Source organism: Streptomyces hyaluromycini, from assembly GCF_002217755.1.
In the GTDB taxonomy this organism is placed as follows: Bacteria; Actinomycetota; Actinomycetes; order Streptomycetales; family Streptomycetaceae; genus Streptomyces; species Streptomyces hyaluromycini.
Window position 1 is genome coordinate 1 of the sequence record NZ_BCFL01000028.1, and the last position, 18,720, is coordinate 18,720.

Sequence of the window (18,720 nt, forward strand, 5' to 3'; positions counted from 1 at the left end):
GACGCCGGGCGTACGGCACGAAGCGTGTCCGCTGTCGCTTCAGAGGCCGCCCAGGTCGCAGGCGCGCCTCGATCCGGGTCGGGGAGGCCAGCAGTGGGGGGAGTTCGCGCCCGAGAACCACGGACACGACCGACGGCTGGCGTGGCCGCAGCGACCGGTCACCGAATTCAGGCGCCGGCGCCGCCGTCGACCGGGACGATCGCGCCGGTCACGTACGAGGCCCGGTCGCTGAGCAGCCACGCGGCCGCCTCGGCGATCTGCCGGGGCTCAGCCATCCGACCAAGCGGGATCGTCGCGGTCATCTGCTCGACGATGCCGGGAGTCGCCGCCTCCCAGGTGTCGATCATCTCCGTGGCGGTCCCGCCGGGGGTGATGCCGTTGACCCGGACACGGTCACCGGCCCAGTTCACCGCGGCGGTCTCGGTAAGACTGTTGAGCGCGCGCTTCATGGCGCCGTAGGCGGGCAGGGCGGGGTTCGCGCGGCGGCTGCCGATGCTTGACGTATTGACGATCGCCCCGCCGCCGCCCCGCCGCATGAGCGCGGCCTCGGCGGTCATGGCGGTCCAGTGCGAACGGAAGTTCACGGCGAACTGCTCGTCGATGTCCTCGTCGCTGGTGGTCTCGACCGGGCCGAACTGCTGCTGAGGGACCGCGCCGTTGTTGAAGGCGCCGTCGAGCCGTCCGTGCAGCTTTTCGACGTGATCGACAGCGGCGCGGATGCTCGCGGGGTCTGCCAGGTCCAGGGTGACGGCGTCGGCGGCGCCCCCGACGGCTCGGATCTCCTTCACGATGGTCTCGAGGGCGTCGGTGCTGCGGGCGGCGAGCACGACGGCGGCGCCCTCGGAGGCGAAGAGCCGGGCCGCGGCCGCCCCGATGCCGCGGCTGGCCCCGGTGATGAAGATGACCTTGCCGGTGAGCAGGCCGACGGGTGCGCTGTCGGTGGTGTTCGTGTTGTTCGTCATGCCAAACAGCGTCAGGCCGCACCCGGACCGGATACAGGCACAGGCTGTACCAGGATCCGCCACCGCGCCGCGCGCACACTGGGCGTATGAACAAACAGGAGCTCGGGGCGTTCCTCCGCAGCCACCGCGAGCGGCTCCACCCCCAGGAGGTCGGCCTCCCCTCCGGCCCGCGACGCCGCACACCAGGTCTGCGCCGCGCGGAAGCGGCAGACCTCGCCCACTTCTCCACCGAGTACTAACCTCGCCGTTTCGGTTGGGGTGGTGAGGCGTCGCTGAGGGGCGACTGTTGTGTGGCCGAGGCGACTTCGGTGCTTGGGCATGGCTGAGTCCCGGCGCGGTGGTCGGGTTCTCCAGGGTCCTTCAGGTCGCGGTGGTCAGGGGGTTTCCGGTCAGCTGGCCGGGCGGGGCAGCACGTGAGGCGATGGAAGGCCGTGGTGAGTTCGTCTCTCCAGGGCCAGGTCGCCGATATCCGCAAGCGCAGGCGGCGGCCGCCGCGGGTGAGGAGTGCGGCAACGTGCAGCAGCCGGTAGCGGAGCTTCTTCGGCTCCGCAGCTGCGAGTTCGCCGTCCAGTAGCAGGACGCGCATCCAGGCCAGCAGATCGATCGCCGTGAGGCTGAGTTCGAGCCAGGCGGAGTTGATGTTGAAGTCGGGAGAGGGGAAGCGGCCGAAGCCGGTGGCCTTGCCGCACCGGATGTGGTCTTCGACCGTGGCGTGCCCGCGGTGACGGACTTCCAGGAACTGGGCGGAGCCGCCACCGGAGTGCGGTGTGTCGGTGAGGAACACCTGATGCCGCAGACCTTCGTCCTGGTCGAACAGGGACAGCTGGGCTCCGGGGTGCGGCCGCTCCCGGCGCACGATGATGCGGGTGGCGGCCGGATAGCCGTCCAGATCGACCATGCCGGTCAGCTCGGCGACCTCGGCGCCATCACGCAGCGACCCGTCCTGGTCGAGGGCGGGATGCCAGAGGCGGCCGGGCATGGCCCGAATGGCGCGGCGGACCGGCTCAGCGATGGCGTATCCGACGGAGAAGAAGCTGCGGATTCCGCGTTTCCGCAGGTCACGAACGTGGGCAAGGAAGGCTTTCGCGGATCCGGCGCTGTCGGTGCGGACAAGGACGTCGGTGCCGTGCCGGTGGGCATCGGGGATCTGCGCGAGCGCCTGATCGAGCACGGTGATGTGGTCGCTCGCGGTGTTGGCGCCGGCGTTTCCGGGCCGCAGTCGGCCGGACATCCCTTCACCGGTGTTGGCCAGGAAACACAGCAGCGGGTGGAAGCCGAAGCCGCCCTTATAGGTGGGAGCGGCCTGCGCTTTCTCGGAGTGGCAGGTGATCAGCGTGGCGTCGAGGTCCAGGACCAGACCGGGCACTTCGCGCCCTGCGGCGCGGACTGCGGGTACGCCTTCACCGTGCTCAGCGGCCTGCAGCCAGGCGACTTCCCGGGCCCGGGCACGGGCCGAGCGCAGAGAAGCCAGTGTCCTCTCGTCGATGTCGGCGAGCAGCCGCCAGGCCGTTGGTGTCGAGGCGACAGGGCCGAAGACCCCTGTCTGGTCCCGCAGTACGGCCAGGTCCGCGATAGCCTCGCCGCCGTCGGCGAGCATTACCGCCAGGTCGGTGGCGATCCGGCCTGGATCATGTCCGGTCCCGCGCGGCCGAAGCGGCCTGAGAGCGGCGGAGTACGCGGCGGTCAGCCTGGTGGCATCAGCGAGATCCGTCAGCAACCGTGCCCCGGCTTGCCCGACCACCCCCGAACCATCGGCACTGACCTGAACCTTGGGACGCAACCCGATAGCCTGCACGTAGAAAATGCCCTCCGCCTGGACCGACAGAACCCCTCAGCAAGGTTCATCGTCCCAGGTCAGGAAGGCACTTTCGTACTTTCCGCCCAAGGGTTAGCCATCCCTATGTGAACCGCGGGGTTAGAGGGCCACCAGGCGGGCTCGCGACGCGCCGGTCAAGGATCGGGCGGTGCATTCAGTCTGAACCCAGGAGGCGGCATCGCTAAGGCAGTGACAGCAGGGCGTAGCCGCCGACATCAACCCCGTCGGCCACCTGCGTGAGCCGGTGGATGAGGGCTCTCCCGTTCAGGCCGCCAAGATCGGTGGTCACCTCCACCTGCGCGACTGCCGCCGGGGGCAGGATAATGCGGGCGACCTCCGGTCCGAAGTCGTGTTGTGCGTGACCTCGCAGCCGTATCTGACGCTGCGTCTCCTCGCTGAAGCCGTATGCCTCTCCTTCTTTGACATCCGGCTCCCCCACCTGGAGACCCGTGCCGGTCTCTACGTCGCCGACCTCCAGCCCCAACGCGGCGAAAGCGTCGGTGAGAGTGCGGTCGCCTGCGTGCACCAGGGCGTCGACCGGACGGACGTGCAGTCCGAATCCCAGTAGGCGCTCGGCACTTTGGACCGCAAAGGAGCGGAGGTGAAGCGTGGTCGTGACCTCCTCGGAGAACGGGTTGGTGAGAATCAGCATCGAGGAATGCGGGTGGCCCTCCGGTTCGAGGATTGTCATGTTGCGCTGGCCGACGTGCCGGTCCAGGTCGGGCCGGAAGCTCTGCTGCAATGGGTCTGAAAGGCAGGAGACTTCCACCACGAGGCACTCGTGGCTGCCGGCGATGTAGTGCGGTGTCCAGGGGTCCCCGCAGATCAGGGTTTCCGCCTGCCCCGCCGCGATCGAGACGCGCGGCGAGGTGCCGATACGCTTTGCATTCGAGGGAACGATGCCGCCCGTTGCCTCGGCCCACCAGAACGTGGCGCGTACTCCCGCCGCTGTCGCGAAGCCAAGGTTCTGCACGGTCACCGAGACGGTCACTTCCTCCTCGGGACGCACTCGCCCCCACGGGTCGGCCGGGGCTGCACCGATGTCGGGGGACGCGTAAAACACTGTCCCGAGCTTTGCCGGCCGCGCGCCCTTGTCTGAGGGGGTGGCGCGGACGACGAGCCACGGCGTATACGTTGGGGGCGGGCCCTCGCCCTTCTCTCTTTGGCCTTCTGTCTGATGCGCCATGGTGGTTCTCCTTCACTCGCGGACTACAGGCCCGGGTTGGCCGGTCTTCCACACCCATGTAGGCCAGCCGACGCCGCGGTCGCCGTCCAGGTCCCAGTCCAGGAGCGGCTGGTCCGGTGCTCGGTGGAGCAAGGTCAGCGCCACGTCCACGGCATTGCCGAAGGGCACCTGGGGGCTGTCGCCCTGTTCCGCCCCTTCCATCCGCTGCTTCCAGTCCTCCTGGGAGAGGACGCTGGGCCTGCCCTGTGGGGTGTCGAGCGGGTTGATCTGGGTGGAGGTGTACCGGGGGACGGCTGTCGTTCCGTTGTCGATGAAGGAGAGCCCGTCGAGGAAGTGCCGCGGGTCCCATGGGCGGTCTGGGTACGAGATCTGGCTTGGCTGCTCGGGCGGTTCGGTGGGATAGCGGGCCCAGTCGCTCGCAGTCGCCGCCCAGGCGCTTGCCGGATACCTCTCGCCTTCGGAGGCCGACGGGCTGCGGCACGTGGTCAGCGCGGCGTCCGGCGGGACGATGCTGTTCGGATCCGTGGGATCGGTCTGGAACTGGATCTCGTTGTGGGCAAGCTGTATCGCGTACGGGGGGCCAAGGCCGGCGACGCGCAACAGATCGCGGAAAGCGATGTCGAGTTGTGCGAGGTAGGAGTCCACCCACCCTGCGTGGCAGCGCAACTCTGGCCAGTCAGGGTCAGTGGCGTCATCGACGAGGGCGACAGCGGCAGCGATCAGGGCGATTCCGGCGGCGGCGCCGCCGACAACGAAGGCGGCCGCTCCCAGGACCGCGGCCACGAGGGCGCTGACGAGCTCAGCCACCGACGGATCGAAGGGCCTGGGATCCGGTGGCGGGACCACGGTCCCGCCGACGACGACGCTGCCGTCCACGTTGACCCACTGGGGGCGTTCACCGCAACCGTCAGGGTCATTGATCTGGTTGGGCGGGGTGGCGCCGAAGAGAGCGGACGAGGTGGTGATCCACGTGGTCAGCCAGGTGAGTGCGTAGGCGCCCTCAAGGCCCGCAGCGTTGACTCCGGCACCGGCCGGGTTGCCGTGGGTGTCGCGGTAGCAGTCCAGCCAGAGGGTGACGAGTTCGTCGGGCAGGCGCGGCGGGAGTGCGGTGCGGTCGCGGATGGCGTCGAGGACGGAGTCCGGTGTGATACCGCCTATGGCGAACCGGTTCTGCAGTTCCGCTCCTGCAATGTTGTGCCAGGCGGCGTACGGCGGTACGGGGACTCGGCCTGCCGTGGTTGTTGTAGGGGGAGGCGGGAATACGATCTCCTGCCCTGCAGGACGAAGCTGCCTGCGGGTGCGGTCGTAGCCCCACACCCAGGAGTCGACGTGCTGCGACACCCAGCGGTGGCGCCACCAGTGGTTGCGGTATGGGGCGCCCACGACGCCGTTGATGAAGGGGTTGCCGCACAGCGCGCCCGCGTAGCCGGTGCAGGCGCCGAGGCCGAAGGCTCGCAGCCGCGGGTCGGCGGAGGCCGTAGCGCGTCGGTGGAGTTGGTCCCAGAAGGCACCGGTTCGGTGGCCGTGGAGGACGTCCCGCGGGTGGCGGTCGGTGGCCGGTGGCTTCTTGGGGCGGGGCCGGGCGCCGAAGACGGCCTTCGCTATCGTCGACCGCAGCCCGCTCACGGTCTTGACCTGGGCCGTGAGGGCGGAGATCAGAGCGGGTAGCGCATCGAGTTCTGACTTCATGTCCAGCAGGGCCAACTTGTCCTCGTCGCGGATGGCATCGCGTAGTCGCTGAAGGGTGTTCTTCAGCTTTTGCAGGTTTGCGGCCACCCCGGGGGTGGGCGGCATGCCGGGGGTGCCCGCGAGCAAGTCGAGGATGGGCGACCAGACGTCGAACAGGGGCGCGTTGGAACCTCCGGCGCCCGGCTCGACTCGCGTGGGCAAAAAGTCGCCCAGCGTAGGCCCAAGGGCGCCGAGGTAGAAGAACGGCAGATCGGCGTCATCGGGGACCGGCTCGCCGGCGGCGCGCAGGGAGTCCAGAACGATGTCCGCGACGGTGAATTGTGTGGGTACGCCAGGCACGACGTCCCCCTTCCTTCGGGAGTCGATCGAACGGCGCTGCCTCGGCTCCTCTGGCTAAGCGAGGGGAGTGTGGGGCGTCGTGTACTTCCCCCGCTGAAGGTCGCGTCCATCGATCACGGAGTCGCCTTCGTCACGCTCATCCAGACGACGAAGTTGGTCCGTCATCCCCCGGACGTCAGGCCCAGCGGCGTGCCCAGGGGTGACCATCCTCAGGGCTGCTCCGGGCAGCCAAAAGGCCAGATGGCCAGCACGGAGCACCGCCGGAGGCACCCTTGAGGGACCTGATCAGCCCCCACTTGGCAGTCGGGCAGCCCGTCAACAACTGGGACCCACCAATGACTTGCGTGATGCTCACAGTGCTGCTGGGTGGGAAGTCGTCTGAACGCTGACAAGAGCGCCCGTTTCCACAGTCCCTCCGGACGCGACGTGCCGCAACTTGTAAAGCGACTCCGATGCTCAACACTCCGCCGACCACACTGCCCGCATACGACACTGCGACCGGCTGGTGGCCACCGGACGTAATACAGGTCGGCACAATACGTTGTGTGAGCTTGACGTCGGAACTACAGGACGCGGACTCGGAACTCTCCCGGTTCTTCGCCCGCCACCTGCCGAATGCCACCGGCCTGGCCGCCCTGTGCCGCTCCCTCGACCTGGCCACGGTGCACCTGGTGTGGCACGAGCCGGAGGACGCTCGCGTCTTTCACGTCCGCGAACCGATCCCGGCGGGCGGTGTCGTGCAGGACCCCGCGACAGGCGCCGCGGCCACCACCTTTGGCGCTTACCACCGCGAACTGCATGTGGTCGACTCGGCCGTGGAGTTGCTATTCCTGCAAGGGCAGGACCGCAGCCGTCAGGCCGTCGGTGTCGAAGCGATCGGGCCGAACATCCCTGTCTGGTGCCGCAGCACGGCCAGGTCCGCAATTGCCTCGCCGCCGTCGGCGGGCATCACCGCCAGATCCATGGCGATCCGTCCCGGATCATGCCCGGTCCCGCGCGGCCGAAGCGGCCCGAGAGCGGCGGAGTACGTTGCGGTCAGCCCGGTGGCGTCGGCAAGATCCGCCAGTAACCGTGTCCCGGCATGCCCGACCACCCCCGATCCATCGGCGCTGACATGGACCTTGGGACCAACCCGATACCCTGCACGCAGAAGTGCCCTCCGCTTGGACCGACAGAACCCCTCAGCAAGGTTCATCGTCCCAGGTCAGGAAGGCACTTTCGTGTTTCCGCCTCAACATCCGCCATACCCAAGTGAAACGGCGAGGTTAGAGGTCTCCTCGTCACGGATCACCGGGACCGGCTTCTGCGGCAGCTTCGGCTGACGGACCCGCTCCATCGGCGACCTGACGATCTCGCCCTCGTCGAGCATCAGCCACTTGAAGAACTGCTGCAGCCCCTTGTGTTTGTTCAGCGCCGTCGACGCCGACCGCGTCTCGATCATCCACGCCTGGAACGCCTCCACGTGCGCTCGCGTGACCTCGACCGGATCCTCGGCCGCCGCGCCGGCCTCCGGATCCGGCCCCGTATTCTCCCAAGTACCGCGCCAGCTGCACGGCCGCCAGCAGATAGTTGTAGCGCGTGGTCTCCGGGTAGTTCCCCGACCGCAGCGAGCGGTCCCAGTCCCGCAGGAACCCCGATCAGGTCTTCGACAGACCCGTGGTCATTTTCTCCAGGTCCAGCAAGGGCATCTTCGCCAGCCTCCGAGTAAAGGTGCCGATGAGCGGCATGCTCAACCCCGAAGCCGGAAACACCCCACGCGAAAAAGGGCCCCCGCAGGCTCTCGCCTGCGAAGACCCTTCGCACCGTCGGGACGACAGGATTTGAACCTGCGACCCCTTGACCCCCAGTCAAGTGCGCTACCAAGCTGCGCCACGTCCCGCTGCGGAGTCACGCGGTGGTTTCCGCGTGATCACGCAGGTCAACACTACCGCACGCGTACGGGTGCTGCCGCCGGCCGCTCCGTGACCGGGTCGGCGGTGCGGGTCGCGCGGCGGACCGGGACGAGGAGGGCGGCCCCGGCGGCGGTCAGGCAGAACAGCGCGAGCAGGGCCCAGGCGTGGGTGTAGCCGGAGGCGTACGGCAGTCCGGAGGGCTGGAGCCGGCCGGTGACCAGGACGCTGGTGAGCGCGGCGCCGATGGAGCCGCCGATGGTGCGGATGTTGGCGTTCATGCCGGTCGCGGCGCCGGTCTGCTCGGGCGGGACGCTGCCGACGATGAGGTTGGCCATCGAGGCGAAGGCCAGGCCGATGCCGAGGCCGAACAGGCCCGCGACGACGCCGATCTGCCACTCCTTGTCGTGCCAGAGGGTGAGGAAGCCGCAGGCCAGCGCGCCGAGCGCGGCTCCCGCGGTGAGCTGGGCCTTGGCGCCGACGCGGGGTTCCAGGCGGCCGCCGATGACGCCCGAGAGGAACATGGCGATGAGCATCGGCAGCATGAGCAGGCCGGACTCGGTGACGGTGGCGCCGAAGCCGTAGCCGGCCGAGGCGGGGGTCTGGACGAAGCCGGGCAGGAAGGACCAGATCGCGTACATGCCGGCGCCGAAGAGGAGGGCGGCCGTGTTGGTGGTCCAGACGGCGGGCAGCCGCATCACGCGCAGGTCGATGAGCGGGCTGGCGGAGCGGGACTCGGTGAGCAGCCAGACGGCGAACAGGACGACGGCCGTACCGAACAGGCCGAGCACCTTGGCCGAGCCCCAGCCCCACTGCCCGGCCTGGCTCAGCGGCAGCAGCAGCGCCACCAGCCAGGCGGAGAGCAGTCCGGCGCCGAGCCAGCTGACGCTGCCCCCGGCCCGCTTGGGCGACTCGGGAACATAACGGGCGGCGATCAGGACGGTCGCCGCGACCACGCCGACCGGGATCCAGAACAGCCAGCGGTAGTCGAGCGCCGAGACGATCGGTCCGGCGGCCACGATGCCGACGCCGCCGCCGGCCGCGATCACCGCGGACAGGTTGCTGATGCTGCCGCTGACCTCGGCCGGGGTGAACTCGTCCCGGATGATGCCGAAGGAGAGCGGGAACAGGGCGCCGCCGATGCCCTGGACGACCCGGGCGATGATCAGGACGCCGATGTTCGGCGCGAGCGCGGCGACGAGACAGCCGGCCAGGACGGCCAGCAGGACGGCGACGAGGGTGCGCTTCTTGCCGACCAGGTCGCCGACCCGGCCGAGTATCGGGGTGAAGACCGAGGCGGACAGCAGATAGGCCGTCATCACCCAGGTCGCGGTGGACTGGGAGGTGTGCAGGGCGTGCTGGACGGTCGGCAGGGCCGGCGCGACCAGCGACTGGAGCATGGAGAACACGCCGGCACCGGTCGCGAGGACCGCGAAGGTGAGGCGGGTGGACTTCCGGGGCATGAAAGGCCTCTCCGATATCGGAACGGAGGGAAAGGGTGAGGGAGACGTCCGTGAGCGTGCGGGAAGGGGACACCGGGCCGCGTCCGGCCATGGCGGTACCGCTCCGCACTGCTAAAGTGGAGGTACCCCTCCACTCTACTGGAGGCAACCCTCCGCTTCAACCGAAGTCGAGGAACACCTCCGGTTCACCCTTGTCACGCGGGAGGCAGCAGTGACGGACAGCCCGTTCCCCGTCAGTGAGATCGTCGCGTCCCGCAGACCGCACCGTAAGGACGCGGCCCGCAACTACGACGCGCTGGTGACGGCCGCCCGCGAGGCGTTCGCCGAGCGCGGCGCGGACGTCTCCCTGGAGGACGTCGCCCGCCGCGCGGGGGTCGGGATCGGCACCCTGTACCGGAACTTCCCCACCCGCCGCGACCTCTTCGAGAGCGTCTACGCGGACGAGGTCAACGCGCTGTGCCGGGCCGCGGTGGACCTGGCCGGGCTGGAGCCGTGGGAGGCGCTGACGTCGTGGCTGGACCGTTTCACCGGCTACATGGTCACCAAGCGGGCCGTCCGCGAGGCCCTGAACGACGAGTCGGAGATCTTCCAGGCCTGCCGTGACTCGATGTACGCGGCCGGCGGCCCGCTGATGGAGCGGGCCCAGAAGGCGGGCGCGGTCCGCACCGACATGGAGATCGGCGACCTGCTCCGCATGGTCTCCGGCATCACGGCGACGGCCTTCGACGACGACGCCCAGCGCAACCGCGTCCTCGGCATCGCCCTGGACGGGGTGCGCGCCGGCCGGTAGGGAGTCCCGCGGCCGGCCGGACCTCCGGCCACCCGCCAGAGGCTTCCGAGCCCGCAGAGCTTTCAGAGCCTGCAGAGCTTTCAGAGTTTCACGACGATGAGCGCGACGTCGTCCCGGCCGCCGCTGGCGACGCCCAGGCGGGCCAGCACGGTGTCGGCGAGCTGTTCGGCGCCCAGGTGGATGAACGCTCCCAGAACGGCGGCCAGTTGCCCCAGGCCGACGTCGATGTCCTGGTCCCGCCGCTCGATGAGCCCGTCGGTGTACAGGACGAGGGTGTCACCGGGCTTGTACGGCAGGATCGCCTGCGGGCGGGGGACGTGCTGCGGGCGGGCGCCGAGCGGCGGGTCGGTGGCCTGGTCCAGCAGTTCGCAGCTGCCGTCGGGGTGGACGAGCATCGGCGGCGGATGGCCCGCACTGCTGTAGGTGATCAGACGGCTGCGCATGTCGACGACCGCCTTGACGGCGGTGGTGCCCAGCGCCCCCTCGACGGACCTGGCGTACAGGCCGAGGACCTCCAGGGCCTGGGCGGGGCGTTCCAGCGCCCGGATGGCGGCGGACAGGGCGCTGCGGAGCATGCCCATGACGGCCGCTGCCTCAAGGCCGTGGCCGATGACGTCACCGACCGCGACGGCGAGCCGGTCGGGCGGGATGTCGACGACGTCGTACCAGTCGCCGCAGACGTTGAGGGAGCCGGTGGCGGGCAGGTAGCGCACCGCGATGTCGCGGTGGTGGGCCAGGTCGGGGGCGTGCAGCATGGCTTCCTGGAGGGCGACGGCGACCTCGCGTTCGCGGGTGTGGGCCTGCCGGAGTTCCTCGTTCAGGCGTTGCAGCTCCCGGGCCCGTACATACAGTTCCGCCTCCAGCGCCTGTGTTTCCTGCGGATGCTCCGTCGCCCGGATGCCGTCGGGGTGGGCGGCCCGGTACTCCTTGACGAACGCGGTGACGTCCTCCACCCGGTGGATGATGTAGGTCACCTGCCCTTCCGGGCCGAGCACGGGGGTGTTCACCGGGGACCACCAGCGCTCCACGAAGACTCCGGGCCGGCCCATGACGGGGATGTCGTACTTCTGCAGCGCCATCGTGTCGGACCGGCCGGTGGCGAGGACCCGGTGCAGGGAGGCACCGAGATTCTTGACCCCGTCGGCGTCCGGGTCGGCGGGGTTGTCCGGGAACGCGGTGAAGATGTGCCGACCGAGCAGGTCCTCCCGGGTGCGTCCGGTGGCCGCCAGATAGGCCCGGTTCACATCGACGATGACCAGGTCCGGACCCAGTACCAGATACGGGCTCGGTGTCGCGGCGAACAGCGCCGTGTGATCAACCCGCGATGCCACCGCTGACGCTCCTTCCCGCCTCAACGGCTTCATCCTCAATCTACGGTCGGTCCTGCGGCTCTGCCCGCCGTGCGGCATCGGCGGGCGCGGCCCCGCGGGCCTGCCGGGGGGGGCGGGCCCGCGGGCCTGCCGGGGCGCGGCCCAGCGGGCCTGCCGGGGCGCGGCCCAGCGGGGCCGGGCGCGTGAACCCGGCGAGCCGGCGCGGGCCGTGCCAGGCTGGGAATCCGGCCGGCGGACCCGCGAGGTGGCACCGGACCAGCGAGGTGGCACCGGCCCCCGAGGTGCCGCCGGGCCCGCGAGGTGCCGACGGGCCCGCGCGGCGATCACGTCCGCCGGGGCCGTGTGTCGACGCTGGGGACGGTGAGTACGGATGAGCACGAGCTCTGCGGACGGCCCGGATCCCGGTCCCGCCGAGGCCGCGAACGGACCCGCCGTCTCCCGCGGGGAGTTCGACGCGCTCTTCGAGGCGGTCCGCACCTGGGGCCGCTGGACCCCGGCCGACCGCGGCGCCTGGAACCGGGTGACCGCGGAGCGGGTACGACGGGCCACGGACGCCGTGCGGTCCGGTCAGGTCGTGCCGCTGGCGCTGCCCTGGAACACCGTGCCCGGCCCCGACAACCCCAGGCCCGCCCTGCACCACATGACCGATCTCGGTGACGTGGAGAGCCCGGAGCCCGCCACCCACAAGGACTTCATCGCCGCCGACTACCACGGCAAGGCCGTCACCCACCTCGACGCCCTGTGCCATGTCGCCTACCGGGGGCAGCTGTACGACGGCCGGACGGCGAAGGACGTCGTCGGCGCGGCGGGGGCCCGCTTCGGAGCGGTGTCGGCGCTCGGCCCCCTCGTCACGCGGGGCGTGCTCCTCGACCTCCCCGCCGTCCTGGGGATCCGCTGGCTGGAGCCGGGGCTGGCGGTGCACGCGGAGGACATCCTCGCCGCGGAAGAGGCATTTGGCGTGCGGATCGGCGAGGGCGACGCGCTGCTCCTGCGCTCCGGGCAGACCCGCCGCCGGGCGGACCTCGGCGCCTGGGACCCGGGCGCGGCCGCCGCGGGCCTCCACGTGGACGCCGTACCGCTGCTGGCCGAGCGCGGCATCGCGCTGCTCGGCGGTGACGGCGACAGTGACGTACGGCCCTCCCCCGTGGACGGGGTGCACTCGCCCGTCCATGCCCTGGTCGTGGCCGCGATGGGGGTGCCGCTGCTGGACAACCTCGATCTGGAGGCCCTGTCGGCAGCGACGGCCCGTGCGGGGCGGCACGCGTTCCTGCTCGTCGTGGCGCCGCTGAACATCCCGGGCGGAACGGGCTCGCCGGTCAACCCGGTCGCTGTTCTGTGACTCCAGATGCCAAATGTCCCTAATTTTGCATATGTCTCATCGCTTCGGGGGAAATGACTTAGAAGGGACGAACTCTGCAGGCGCGAGTGAGGCGAAGCGTGGTTCGGGGCGGCGGGAAAACGATACCGACGGGGCGTGCGACAGACGGCAAAGGGCCCGCACGTTCGCGTGAGCGCTTCCTGCAGGGCGAGGCGGTCGAAGCCGGCGTACGCGCCCCCATCTCGAACTCGTGGCAGCGCTGCCGGGCCCTGGGACTCTCCCCCGACCAGCCCGGACTGCCCTTCCGGGACGACTTCGAACGGGACGCCCGGATCATCCGCGCGGCCGTGCCGGTGCTCGACTGGCTGCAGTCCGTGTTCGCCGGCAGCAGGATGAACATCTCCGTGGCCGATGCCAACGGGACCGTCCTGCTGCGCCGCTTCGGGGAGACGTCCCTGGCCGGCAGCCTCCCGGCGTTCCAGCGCGTCCCCGGGTTCGTGTTCGCCGAGCGGTACGCCGGCACCAACGGGATCGGGCTCGCCCTGGCGGAGCGGCAACTCGTCCAGGTCTACGGCGCCGAGCACTTCGCCGAGCGCGCGCAGGGCAACGCCTGCCGGGCACTGCCCGTCCGCGACCCGATCAGCGGCCGCATCGAGGGCGTCCTGTGCCTCGGCTACCCGCGCAACGCCGAGGACCCGGCGCTGGCCACCCTGATACGCCGGGCCGCCCACGCCATCGAGAAGCGGCTGCTCGGACAGAGTTCCGAACGTGAGCGCGCCCTGCTCCGCGCATACCTCGACACCGGCGCCGAGACCACCGCCGGACCTCACCGCAGCGTCGGGGTCGGCGAGCTGACCCCCGGGATGCGCCCCAGCGACCGGGCGGTCCTGATGGAAAAGGCCGCCGAGCTGATCTCCTGCGCACAGCGGGCCGCGGTCCACGTGACCCTCTCCGACGGCCGGCGGGTCACGCTGGTGAGCCGTCCGATGACGACCGCCACCGGGGTGGAAGGCTTCGTCACCGAGGCCATCCTGCCCGGCCCCGCACGGCACGAGCCCCTCCTCGTCCCGTGGGCTGCCGAGCAGCCGCCGCGCCTCACCCTGGTCCCCGCCGAGTCCGCCCGCGACACCGCCGCGCCCGCCGAAGCCGGCGCAGCCGCCGAACCCGCCGTCCCCGCGGTCCCCGTCATCCCGGCGGTCCCCGTCATCCCGTCGTCCGCGGCCGTTCCCCTCGCCGCGGCGCCCGGCCCGGCACCCGGCACGGCGGCACCCGGCCTCGTACCCCTCCGAGCCGATGCGCGCGGCACCGACGCGCCGACGGGCGGCAGTCGCGGCTCGCCGCCCCCGGCAAGGGGGCTCGTGCTGGTAGGAGAGCCGCACGTGGGGCGGTACGCCCTCGCCGCGCGTCGCCGTCTGGAACTGCTGACCGACGCCAGCACCCGCATCGGGACCACCCTCGACGTGCGCCGTACCGCCGAGGAACTCGCCGAGACGGCGGTGCCACGGCTCGCCGACTACGTCACGATCGACCTGCCCGAGGCCGTGCTGCGGGGCGAGGAGGCCGCCGACCCCTTCTCCGACCTGTACCGCACGGTGGTCCACGGCATCGACGACGACTGTCCGTTCCACCCGGTCGGCAAACGTATCGACTACAACCCGGCCACCCCGCACCTGCGCTGCCTGACCAGCGGGCAGGCGGTGCTGGAACCGGACCTGAGGACCGCCGTGGGCTGGCGCGCCCACGACCCGCAGCGCACCGAGGTGATGCTGACCCACGTCCACTCGCTCATCGCCGTCCCCCTCGTGGCCCGCGGCGTCACCCTCGGCGTGGCCGCGTTCTACCGCGGGCGGCATCCCGCGCCCTTCGACGACGACGACCGTTCACTCGTCCAGGAACTCGCCGGCCGCGCGGCCCTGTCCATCGACAACGCCCGGCGCTACACCCGGGAGCGCAGCATGGTCCTGGCGCTGCAGCGCAGCCTGCTCCCGCAGGGGCTGCCGGACCAGGACGCCGTCGACGTGGCGCATCGCTACCTGCCCGCGGAGTCCGACGTGGGCGGCGACTGGTACGACGTCATCCCCCTCTCCGGCACCCGGGTCGGCCTCCTGGTCGGTGACGTCGTGGGCCACGGCATGCTCTCGGCCGCCACCATGGGACGGCTGTGCACCGCCGCACGCAGCTACGCCGAACTCGACTTCTCCCCGGACGAGGTCCTCACCCACCTCGACAACCTGGTGGGACGCCTCGACCGGGAGGCGACCCCCGACGCGGGCGAGGCGGGCATCTTCGGGGCGACCTGCCTGTACGCCGTCTACGACCCGACCACGCAGCAGTGCACCATGGCCCGCGCCGGGCATCCGCCGCCCGCCCTCGTCCACCCCGACGGCACGGTCTCCTTCCCCGACATACCCGCCGGGCCCCCGCTGGGCCTCGGCGGCCTGCCCTTCGAAGCCGTCGACATCGACCTCCCCGAGGACAGCCGGCTGGTCCTCTACACCGACGGGCTCATCGAGAGCCGGACCCGAGACGCCGACATGGTCCTCGACCGGTTGCGGGGCGCCCTCGCCCACCCGGACCGCACGCCCGAGGAGATCTGCGAGACGGTCCTGGACACCGTGGCGCCGGTCCACCCCCGTGACGACATCGCCCTTCTCGTCGCCCGTACCCACGCCCTGGCCCCCCAGCGGATGGCCACCTGGGACCTGCCCGCCGACCCTTCGCTCGTCAGCGAAGTCCGCGCGTCGGCTCTGCGCCGGCTGGCCGACTGGGGACTGGAAGAGGCCGGGTTCGCCGCGGAGTTGGTGCTGAGCGAGCTGGTCACCAACGCCATCCGCCACGGCTCCGGTCCCGTCCGGGTACGTCTGCTGCACAGCCGCACCCTGATCTGCGAGGTCTCCGACTGCAGCAACACCGCCCCGCACCTGCGCCGGGCGGCCACCACCGACGAGGGCGGCCGCGGCCTGTTCCTGGTGGCCCAGCTGGCACGGAGCTGGGGCACCCGCTACCTCCGGCAGGGCAAGGTCATCTGGGCCGAGTGCGGGCTCGACGCCGCCTGAGGCCAGGGACACGGCCGACACGGCCCGACAACAGCCGACGCGGCCGCCCACGGGCGTCACGGCTGACGCGGGCGTCACGCTGACCCGTTGGTGTCATCGGGCGCACCGAATCCGGAATACATGCCTCAAATCCGTAATGACATGACGTGTCGCACTAGTATCGCGGCGAGAGTCGGGAAGAAATCGCCAGGCCGACCCCCGGAGATGTCCGTGCACGACCCTCCCGACACCCCCGAGCAGGCGGTCACCACCTTCGGAGCCCTGGGGGCCGACCCCCTGGTACGGATCCGCGGGCTCGCCAAGCGGTTCGGCGGGACGCGCGCGCTGGACGGGGTCGACCTCGACGTCCGGGCCGGCAGCGTCCTCGCCCTCCTCGGTCCCAACGGTGCCGGAAAGTCCACGCTCATCAAGGTGCTCGCGGGGGTCCATCGTGCCGACGCGGGCCGGATCACGGTGGCCGGGCACTCGCTCGGCAGTAGCGCCGCCGCCCGCAGCATGTCCTTCATCCACCAGGACCTCGGGCTCGTGGAGTGGATGACCGTCGCCGAGAACATCGCCCTGACCGCCGGATATCCGCGCCGCGCGGGGCTGATCTCCTGGCGGCGGACCCGGGAGCGCTGCGCCGAGGCCCTGGAAACGGTCGCCGGGCACCTCGACCCGGACACGCCGGTCGCCCGGCTCGGTCCCGCCGAGCGTTCGCTGGTCGCCGTCGGCCGGGCCCTTGCGACCCGCGCGCGACTCCTCGTACTCGACGAGCCGACCGCCCGCCTGCCCGCCGCGGACTGCGCCCGGCTCTTCCGGGTGCTGCACGTCCTGCGGGACCGGGGGCACGGCATCCTCTACGTCACCCACCGCATGGACGAGGTGTACCAGGTGGCCGACACCTTCGCCGTGCTGCGCGACGGCCGGCTCGTCAGCCAGGGCCCGCTGGCGGGCCTCAGTCCCGCCCGGCTGGTCCACGACATCGTCGGCGAGGAACAGCCGGCCCGCCCGCTCCCCGTGACCGCCCCCGTGGGCGGCCCGGCCGTCCTGGCCCTCGACGGCGCACGGACCGCCGGCACGGCGGCGGTGACCCTGGAACTGAGGGCCGGGGAGGCGCTTGGCCTGGTCGGGCTGTCGGGCGCGGGGCAGGTGGAGCTGGGCCGCGCGCTGGCCGGCGCCCGGCCGTTCCTCGGCGGCCGGGTCCTGCTGGGCGGCCGGCCCTACCGGCCCCGCACGGTCACCGACGCCGTCGCCGCCGGGGTCGGCTTCGTGCCCGGGGACCGGCAGCGGGAGGGCTGTGCCATGGGGCTGACCGTGCGCGAGAACCTGCTGGCCAATCCCCGGGCGGGCGGTCCGCGCGCACCGCGCTGGATCGGCCCCCGCCGTGAGCGGGCCCGGGCCGCGGAGCTGATCGAACGGTTCGCGGTGCGTCCCCGCGACGGCGAGGCACCGCTCGCCGCCCTGTCCGGCGGCAACCAGCAGAAGGTCCTGATCGGCCGGTGGTTCAGGGCGGATCTGCGCCTGTTGATCCTGGAGGAGCCGACCGCGAGCGTGGACGTCGGCGCCAAGGCCGCGGTCCACCGCCTGCTCGACGAGGCGCTGGCCGGCGGTCTCGCGGTCGTGCTCGTCTCGACCGACTTCGAGGAGGTGACGGGCGTGTGCCGGCGTGCCCTGGTGTTCGTCCGCGGCCACGTGGCCGCCGAGCTGAGCGGTACGGACCTCACGGTCACGGGGCTCGCCCGGGCGGCCTCGGCCCTGCCGGCCCCCGGAACGACCACGGACTCATGACGGCCGCGCCCCCGCCCGCCCCGCCCCGTTCCCGGCCGCTGCGGCGGGGAGCGGCCGGGCACCTCGCGGGCGCCTACGGTCTTCTGGTCCTCACCGCGCTGCTCGTCCTGGTCTTCTCCCTCGCGCTGCCGCGCACGTTCCCCACCCGGGACACCGTCGACGCGATCCTGTCCAACCAGTCGATCCCGGCCGTCCTCGCGCTCGCCGCCATGGTCCCCGTAGTGACCGGCTCCTTCGATCTCTCCCTCGGCTACGGCCTCGGCCTGGCCCACGTCATGGTGCTGCAGCTCGTCGTCGACGCCGGATGGCCCTGGCCCTGGGCCTGCCTCGTGGTGGTCGCCGGCGGCGGGGTGGTGGGTGTCCTCAACGGTGTGGTCGTCGAGTTCGGCCGGATCGACTCCTTCATCGCCACCCTCGGGACCGGCAGCATGCTCTACGCCGTGACCGGCTGGGTCACCGGCGGCGGCAGGATCGTCCCGGGCCCGAACGGTCTGCCGGTCGCCTTCACCGACCTCTACGACTCCACGTTCCTCGGCCTGCCGCTGCCCGCGTTCTACGTCCTCGCCCTCGCCGTCGTCCTCTGGGTGGTGCTGGAGCGGCTGCCGCTCGGCCGGTGCCTCTACGTCATCGGGGCCAATCCGCGCGCCGCCGAACTGGTCGGCATCCCGACCCGCAGATACACCGTCTACGCGTTCGCCGCGTCGGGGCTGATCGTCGGCTTCGCCGGGGTTCTGCTGGCGGCCCAGCAGCAGATCGGCAATCCCAGCGTCGGTCTCGACTATCTGCTGCCCGCGTTCGTCGGCGCCCTGCTCGGCTCCACCGCGATCAGACCCGGCCGTCCCAACGCCCTGGGCACGCTCGTCGCCGTCGCCGTGCTCGCCGTCGGCCTCACCGGCATCGGACAACTCGGCGCCGACTTCTGGACGGTCCCCCTGTTCTACGGCGGCACGCTGCTGCTCGCCGTCGGTCTGGCCGGCTACTCCGCCCGCCGGCTGCGCACCGGGGCCGACACGGCCCGCGACGCACCGGCCGCTGCGCGGTGGCCGCCGGCGGGGTCCGGGGACGGAACCGCGGACACCGCGCCATGACCGACGCCAGGGTCGCCGACCCC

The 18,720-nt window shown here is 71.4% G+C and carries 11 protein-coding genes, 1 tRNA gene and 4 pseudogenes; 7 read left to right on the forward strand and 9 right to left on the reverse strand.

What is annotated here, in order from left to right:
- Nucleotides 1-167 precede the first annotated feature (167 nt).
- Nucleotides 168-962, reverse strand: coding sequence for an SDR family NAD(P)-dependent oxidoreductase (locus SSP29_RS37405; RefSeq protein ID WP_089105379.1), 795 nt, complete (start codon nucleotides 960-962; stop codon nucleotides 168-170).
- An 86-nt stretch (nucleotides 963-1,048) separates the two neighbouring features.
- Here SSP29_RS37405 and SSP29_RS57065 point away from each other — a divergent pair.
- A pseudogene (locus SSP29_RS57065) lies at nucleotides 1,049-1,198 on the forward strand (transcriptional regulator); the annotation flags it as partial.
- 167 nt (nucleotides 1,199-1,365) lie between these two features.
- Here SSP29_RS57065 and SSP29_RS37415 read toward each other — a convergent pair.
- From SSP29_RS37415 to SSP29_RS37425, 3 genes and pseudogenes are all read right to left on the reverse strand, one after another.
- Nucleotides 1,366-2,787 (reverse strand): annotated as a pseudogene (locus SSP29_RS37415) (IS1380 family transposase); the annotation flags it as partial.
- A gap of 172 nt (nucleotides 2,788-2,959) precedes the next feature.
- Nucleotides 2,960-3,964: a hypothetical protein gene (locus SSP29_RS37420; RefSeq protein ID WP_145968999.1), complete on the reverse strand. Its 1,005-nt coding sequence runs from the start codon at nucleotides 3,962-3,964 to the stop codon at nucleotides 2,960-2,962.
- A 12-nt stretch (nucleotides 3,965-3,976) separates the two neighbouring features.
- The gene (locus SSP29_RS37425) at nucleotides 3,977-5,992 is read right to left on the reverse strand and encodes a hypothetical protein (protein ID WP_089105381.1); all 2,016 of its coding nucleotides are present in this window, start codon (nucleotides 5,990-5,992) and stop codon (nucleotides 3,977-3,979) included.
- 452 nt (nucleotides 5,993-6,444) lie between these two features.
- On the opposite strand from SSP29_RS37425, the pseudogene SSP29_RS61615 reads away from it, so the two are divergent.
- Nucleotides 6,445-6,789 (forward strand): annotated as a pseudogene (locus SSP29_RS61615) (PhzF family phenazine biosynthesis protein); the annotation flags it as partial.
- 59 nt (nucleotides 6,790-6,848) lie between these two features.
- On the opposite strand, the pseudogene SSP29_RS60360 reads toward SSP29_RS61615, so the two are convergent.
- The 4 genes and pseudogenes from SSP29_RS60360 to SSP29_RS37445 form a co-directional block, all read right to left on the reverse strand.
- Nucleotides 6,849-7,142: pseudogene (locus SSP29_RS60360) on the reverse strand (IS1380 family transposase); the annotation flags it as partial.
- An 81-nt stretch (nucleotides 7,143-7,223) separates the two neighbouring features.
- On the reverse strand, nucleotides 7,224-7,559 hold the full coding sequence (locus SSP29_RS59400; RefSeq protein WP_150135651.1) for a phage integrase N-terminal SAM-like domain-containing protein: 336 nt from the start codon (nucleotides 7,557-7,559) through the stop codon (nucleotides 7,224-7,226).
- A gap of 238 nt (nucleotides 7,560-7,797) precedes the next feature.
- A tRNA-Pro gene (locus SSP29_RS37440) sits at nucleotides 7,798-7,871 on the reverse strand.
- A 45-nt stretch (nucleotides 7,872-7,916) separates the two neighbouring features.
- On the reverse strand, nucleotides 7,917-9,344 hold the full coding sequence (locus SSP29_RS37445) for an MFS transporter (protein WP_089105383.1): 1,428 nt from the start codon (nucleotides 9,342-9,344) through the stop codon (nucleotides 7,917-7,919).
- Between the two features lie 211 nt (nucleotides 9,345-9,555).
- Here SSP29_RS37445 and SSP29_RS37450 point away from each other — a divergent pair, with 211 nt between their 5' ends.
- Entirely contained in the window at nucleotides 9,556-10,134 is a 579-nt protein-coding gene (locus SSP29_RS37450; protein ID WP_089105384.1) for a TetR/AcrR family transcriptional regulator, read from the forward strand.
- An 80-nt stretch (nucleotides 10,135-10,214) separates the two neighbouring features.
- On the opposite strand, the gene SSP29_RS37455 is transcribed toward SSP29_RS37450, so the two are convergent.
- Nucleotides 10,215-11,465: a PP2C family protein-serine/threonine phosphatase gene (locus SSP29_RS37455; protein ID WP_089105385.1), complete on the reverse strand. Its 1,251-nt coding sequence runs from the start codon at nucleotides 11,463-11,465 to the stop codon at nucleotides 10,215-10,217.
- A 370-nt stretch (nucleotides 11,466-11,835) separates the two neighbouring features.
- Between SSP29_RS37455 and SSP29_RS37460 the strand changes: the two genes are divergently transcribed.
- The 4 genes from SSP29_RS37460 (at nucleotide 11,836) to SSP29_RS37475 (ending at nucleotide 18,697) form a co-directional block, all read left to right on the forward strand.
- A complete protein-coding gene (locus tag SSP29_RS37460) occupies nucleotides 11,836-12,804 on the forward strand; it encodes a cyclase family protein (protein WP_089105386.1) in 969 nt (322 codons plus the stop codon).
- 98 nt (nucleotides 12,805-12,902) lie between these two features.
- Nucleotides 12,903-15,839: a SpoIIE family protein phosphatase gene (locus SSP29_RS37465; protein ID WP_089105387.1), complete on the forward strand. Its 2,937-nt coding sequence runs from the start codon at nucleotides 12,903-12,905 to the stop codon at nucleotides 15,837-15,839.
- A gap of 204 nt (nucleotides 15,840-16,043) precedes the next feature.
- Nucleotides 16,044-17,609, forward strand: a complete 1,566-nt coding sequence (locus SSP29_RS37470) for a sugar ABC transporter ATP-binding protein (protein ID WP_089105388.1) — start codon at nucleotides 16,044-16,046, stop codon at nucleotides 17,607-17,609.
- Complete coding sequence (locus SSP29_RS37475; protein WP_089105389.1) at nucleotides 17,606-18,697, forward strand: ABC transporter permease; 1,092 nt, start codon at nucleotides 17,606-17,608, stop codon at nucleotides 18,695-18,697. The genes SSP29_RS37470 and SSP29_RS37475 overlap by 4 nt, the downstream gene beginning before the upstream one ends.
- Nucleotides 18,698-18,720 lie beyond the last annotated feature (23 nt).

Bases quoted from the DNA above. Each gene is read 5' to 3' on its own strand.
- SSP29_RS37470 (WP_089105388.1), top strand. From the start codon at position 16,044: ATGTCCGTGCACGACCCTCCCGACACCCCCGAGCAGGCGGTCACCACC.
- SSP29_RS37445 (WP_089105383.1), bottom strand. From the start codon at position 9,344: ATGCCCCGGAAGTCCACCCGCCTCACCTTCGCGGTCCTCGCGACCGGT.
- SSP29_RS37420 (WP_145968999.1), bottom strand. From the start codon at position 3,964: ATGGCGCATCAGACAGAAGGCCAAAGAGAGAAGGGCGAGGGCCCGCCC.
- SSP29_RS37460 (WP_089105386.1), top strand. From the start codon at position 11,836: ATGAGCACGAGCTCTGCGGACGGCCCGGATCCCGGTCCCGCCGAGGCC.
- SSP29_RS37405 (WP_089105379.1), bottom strand. From the start codon at position 962: ATGACGAACAACACGAACACCACCGACAGCGCACCCGTCGGCCTGCTC.
- SSP29_RS37475 (WP_089105389.1), top strand. From the start codon at position 17,606: ATGACGGCCGCGCCCCCGCCCGCCCCGCCCCGTTCCCGGCCGCTGCGG.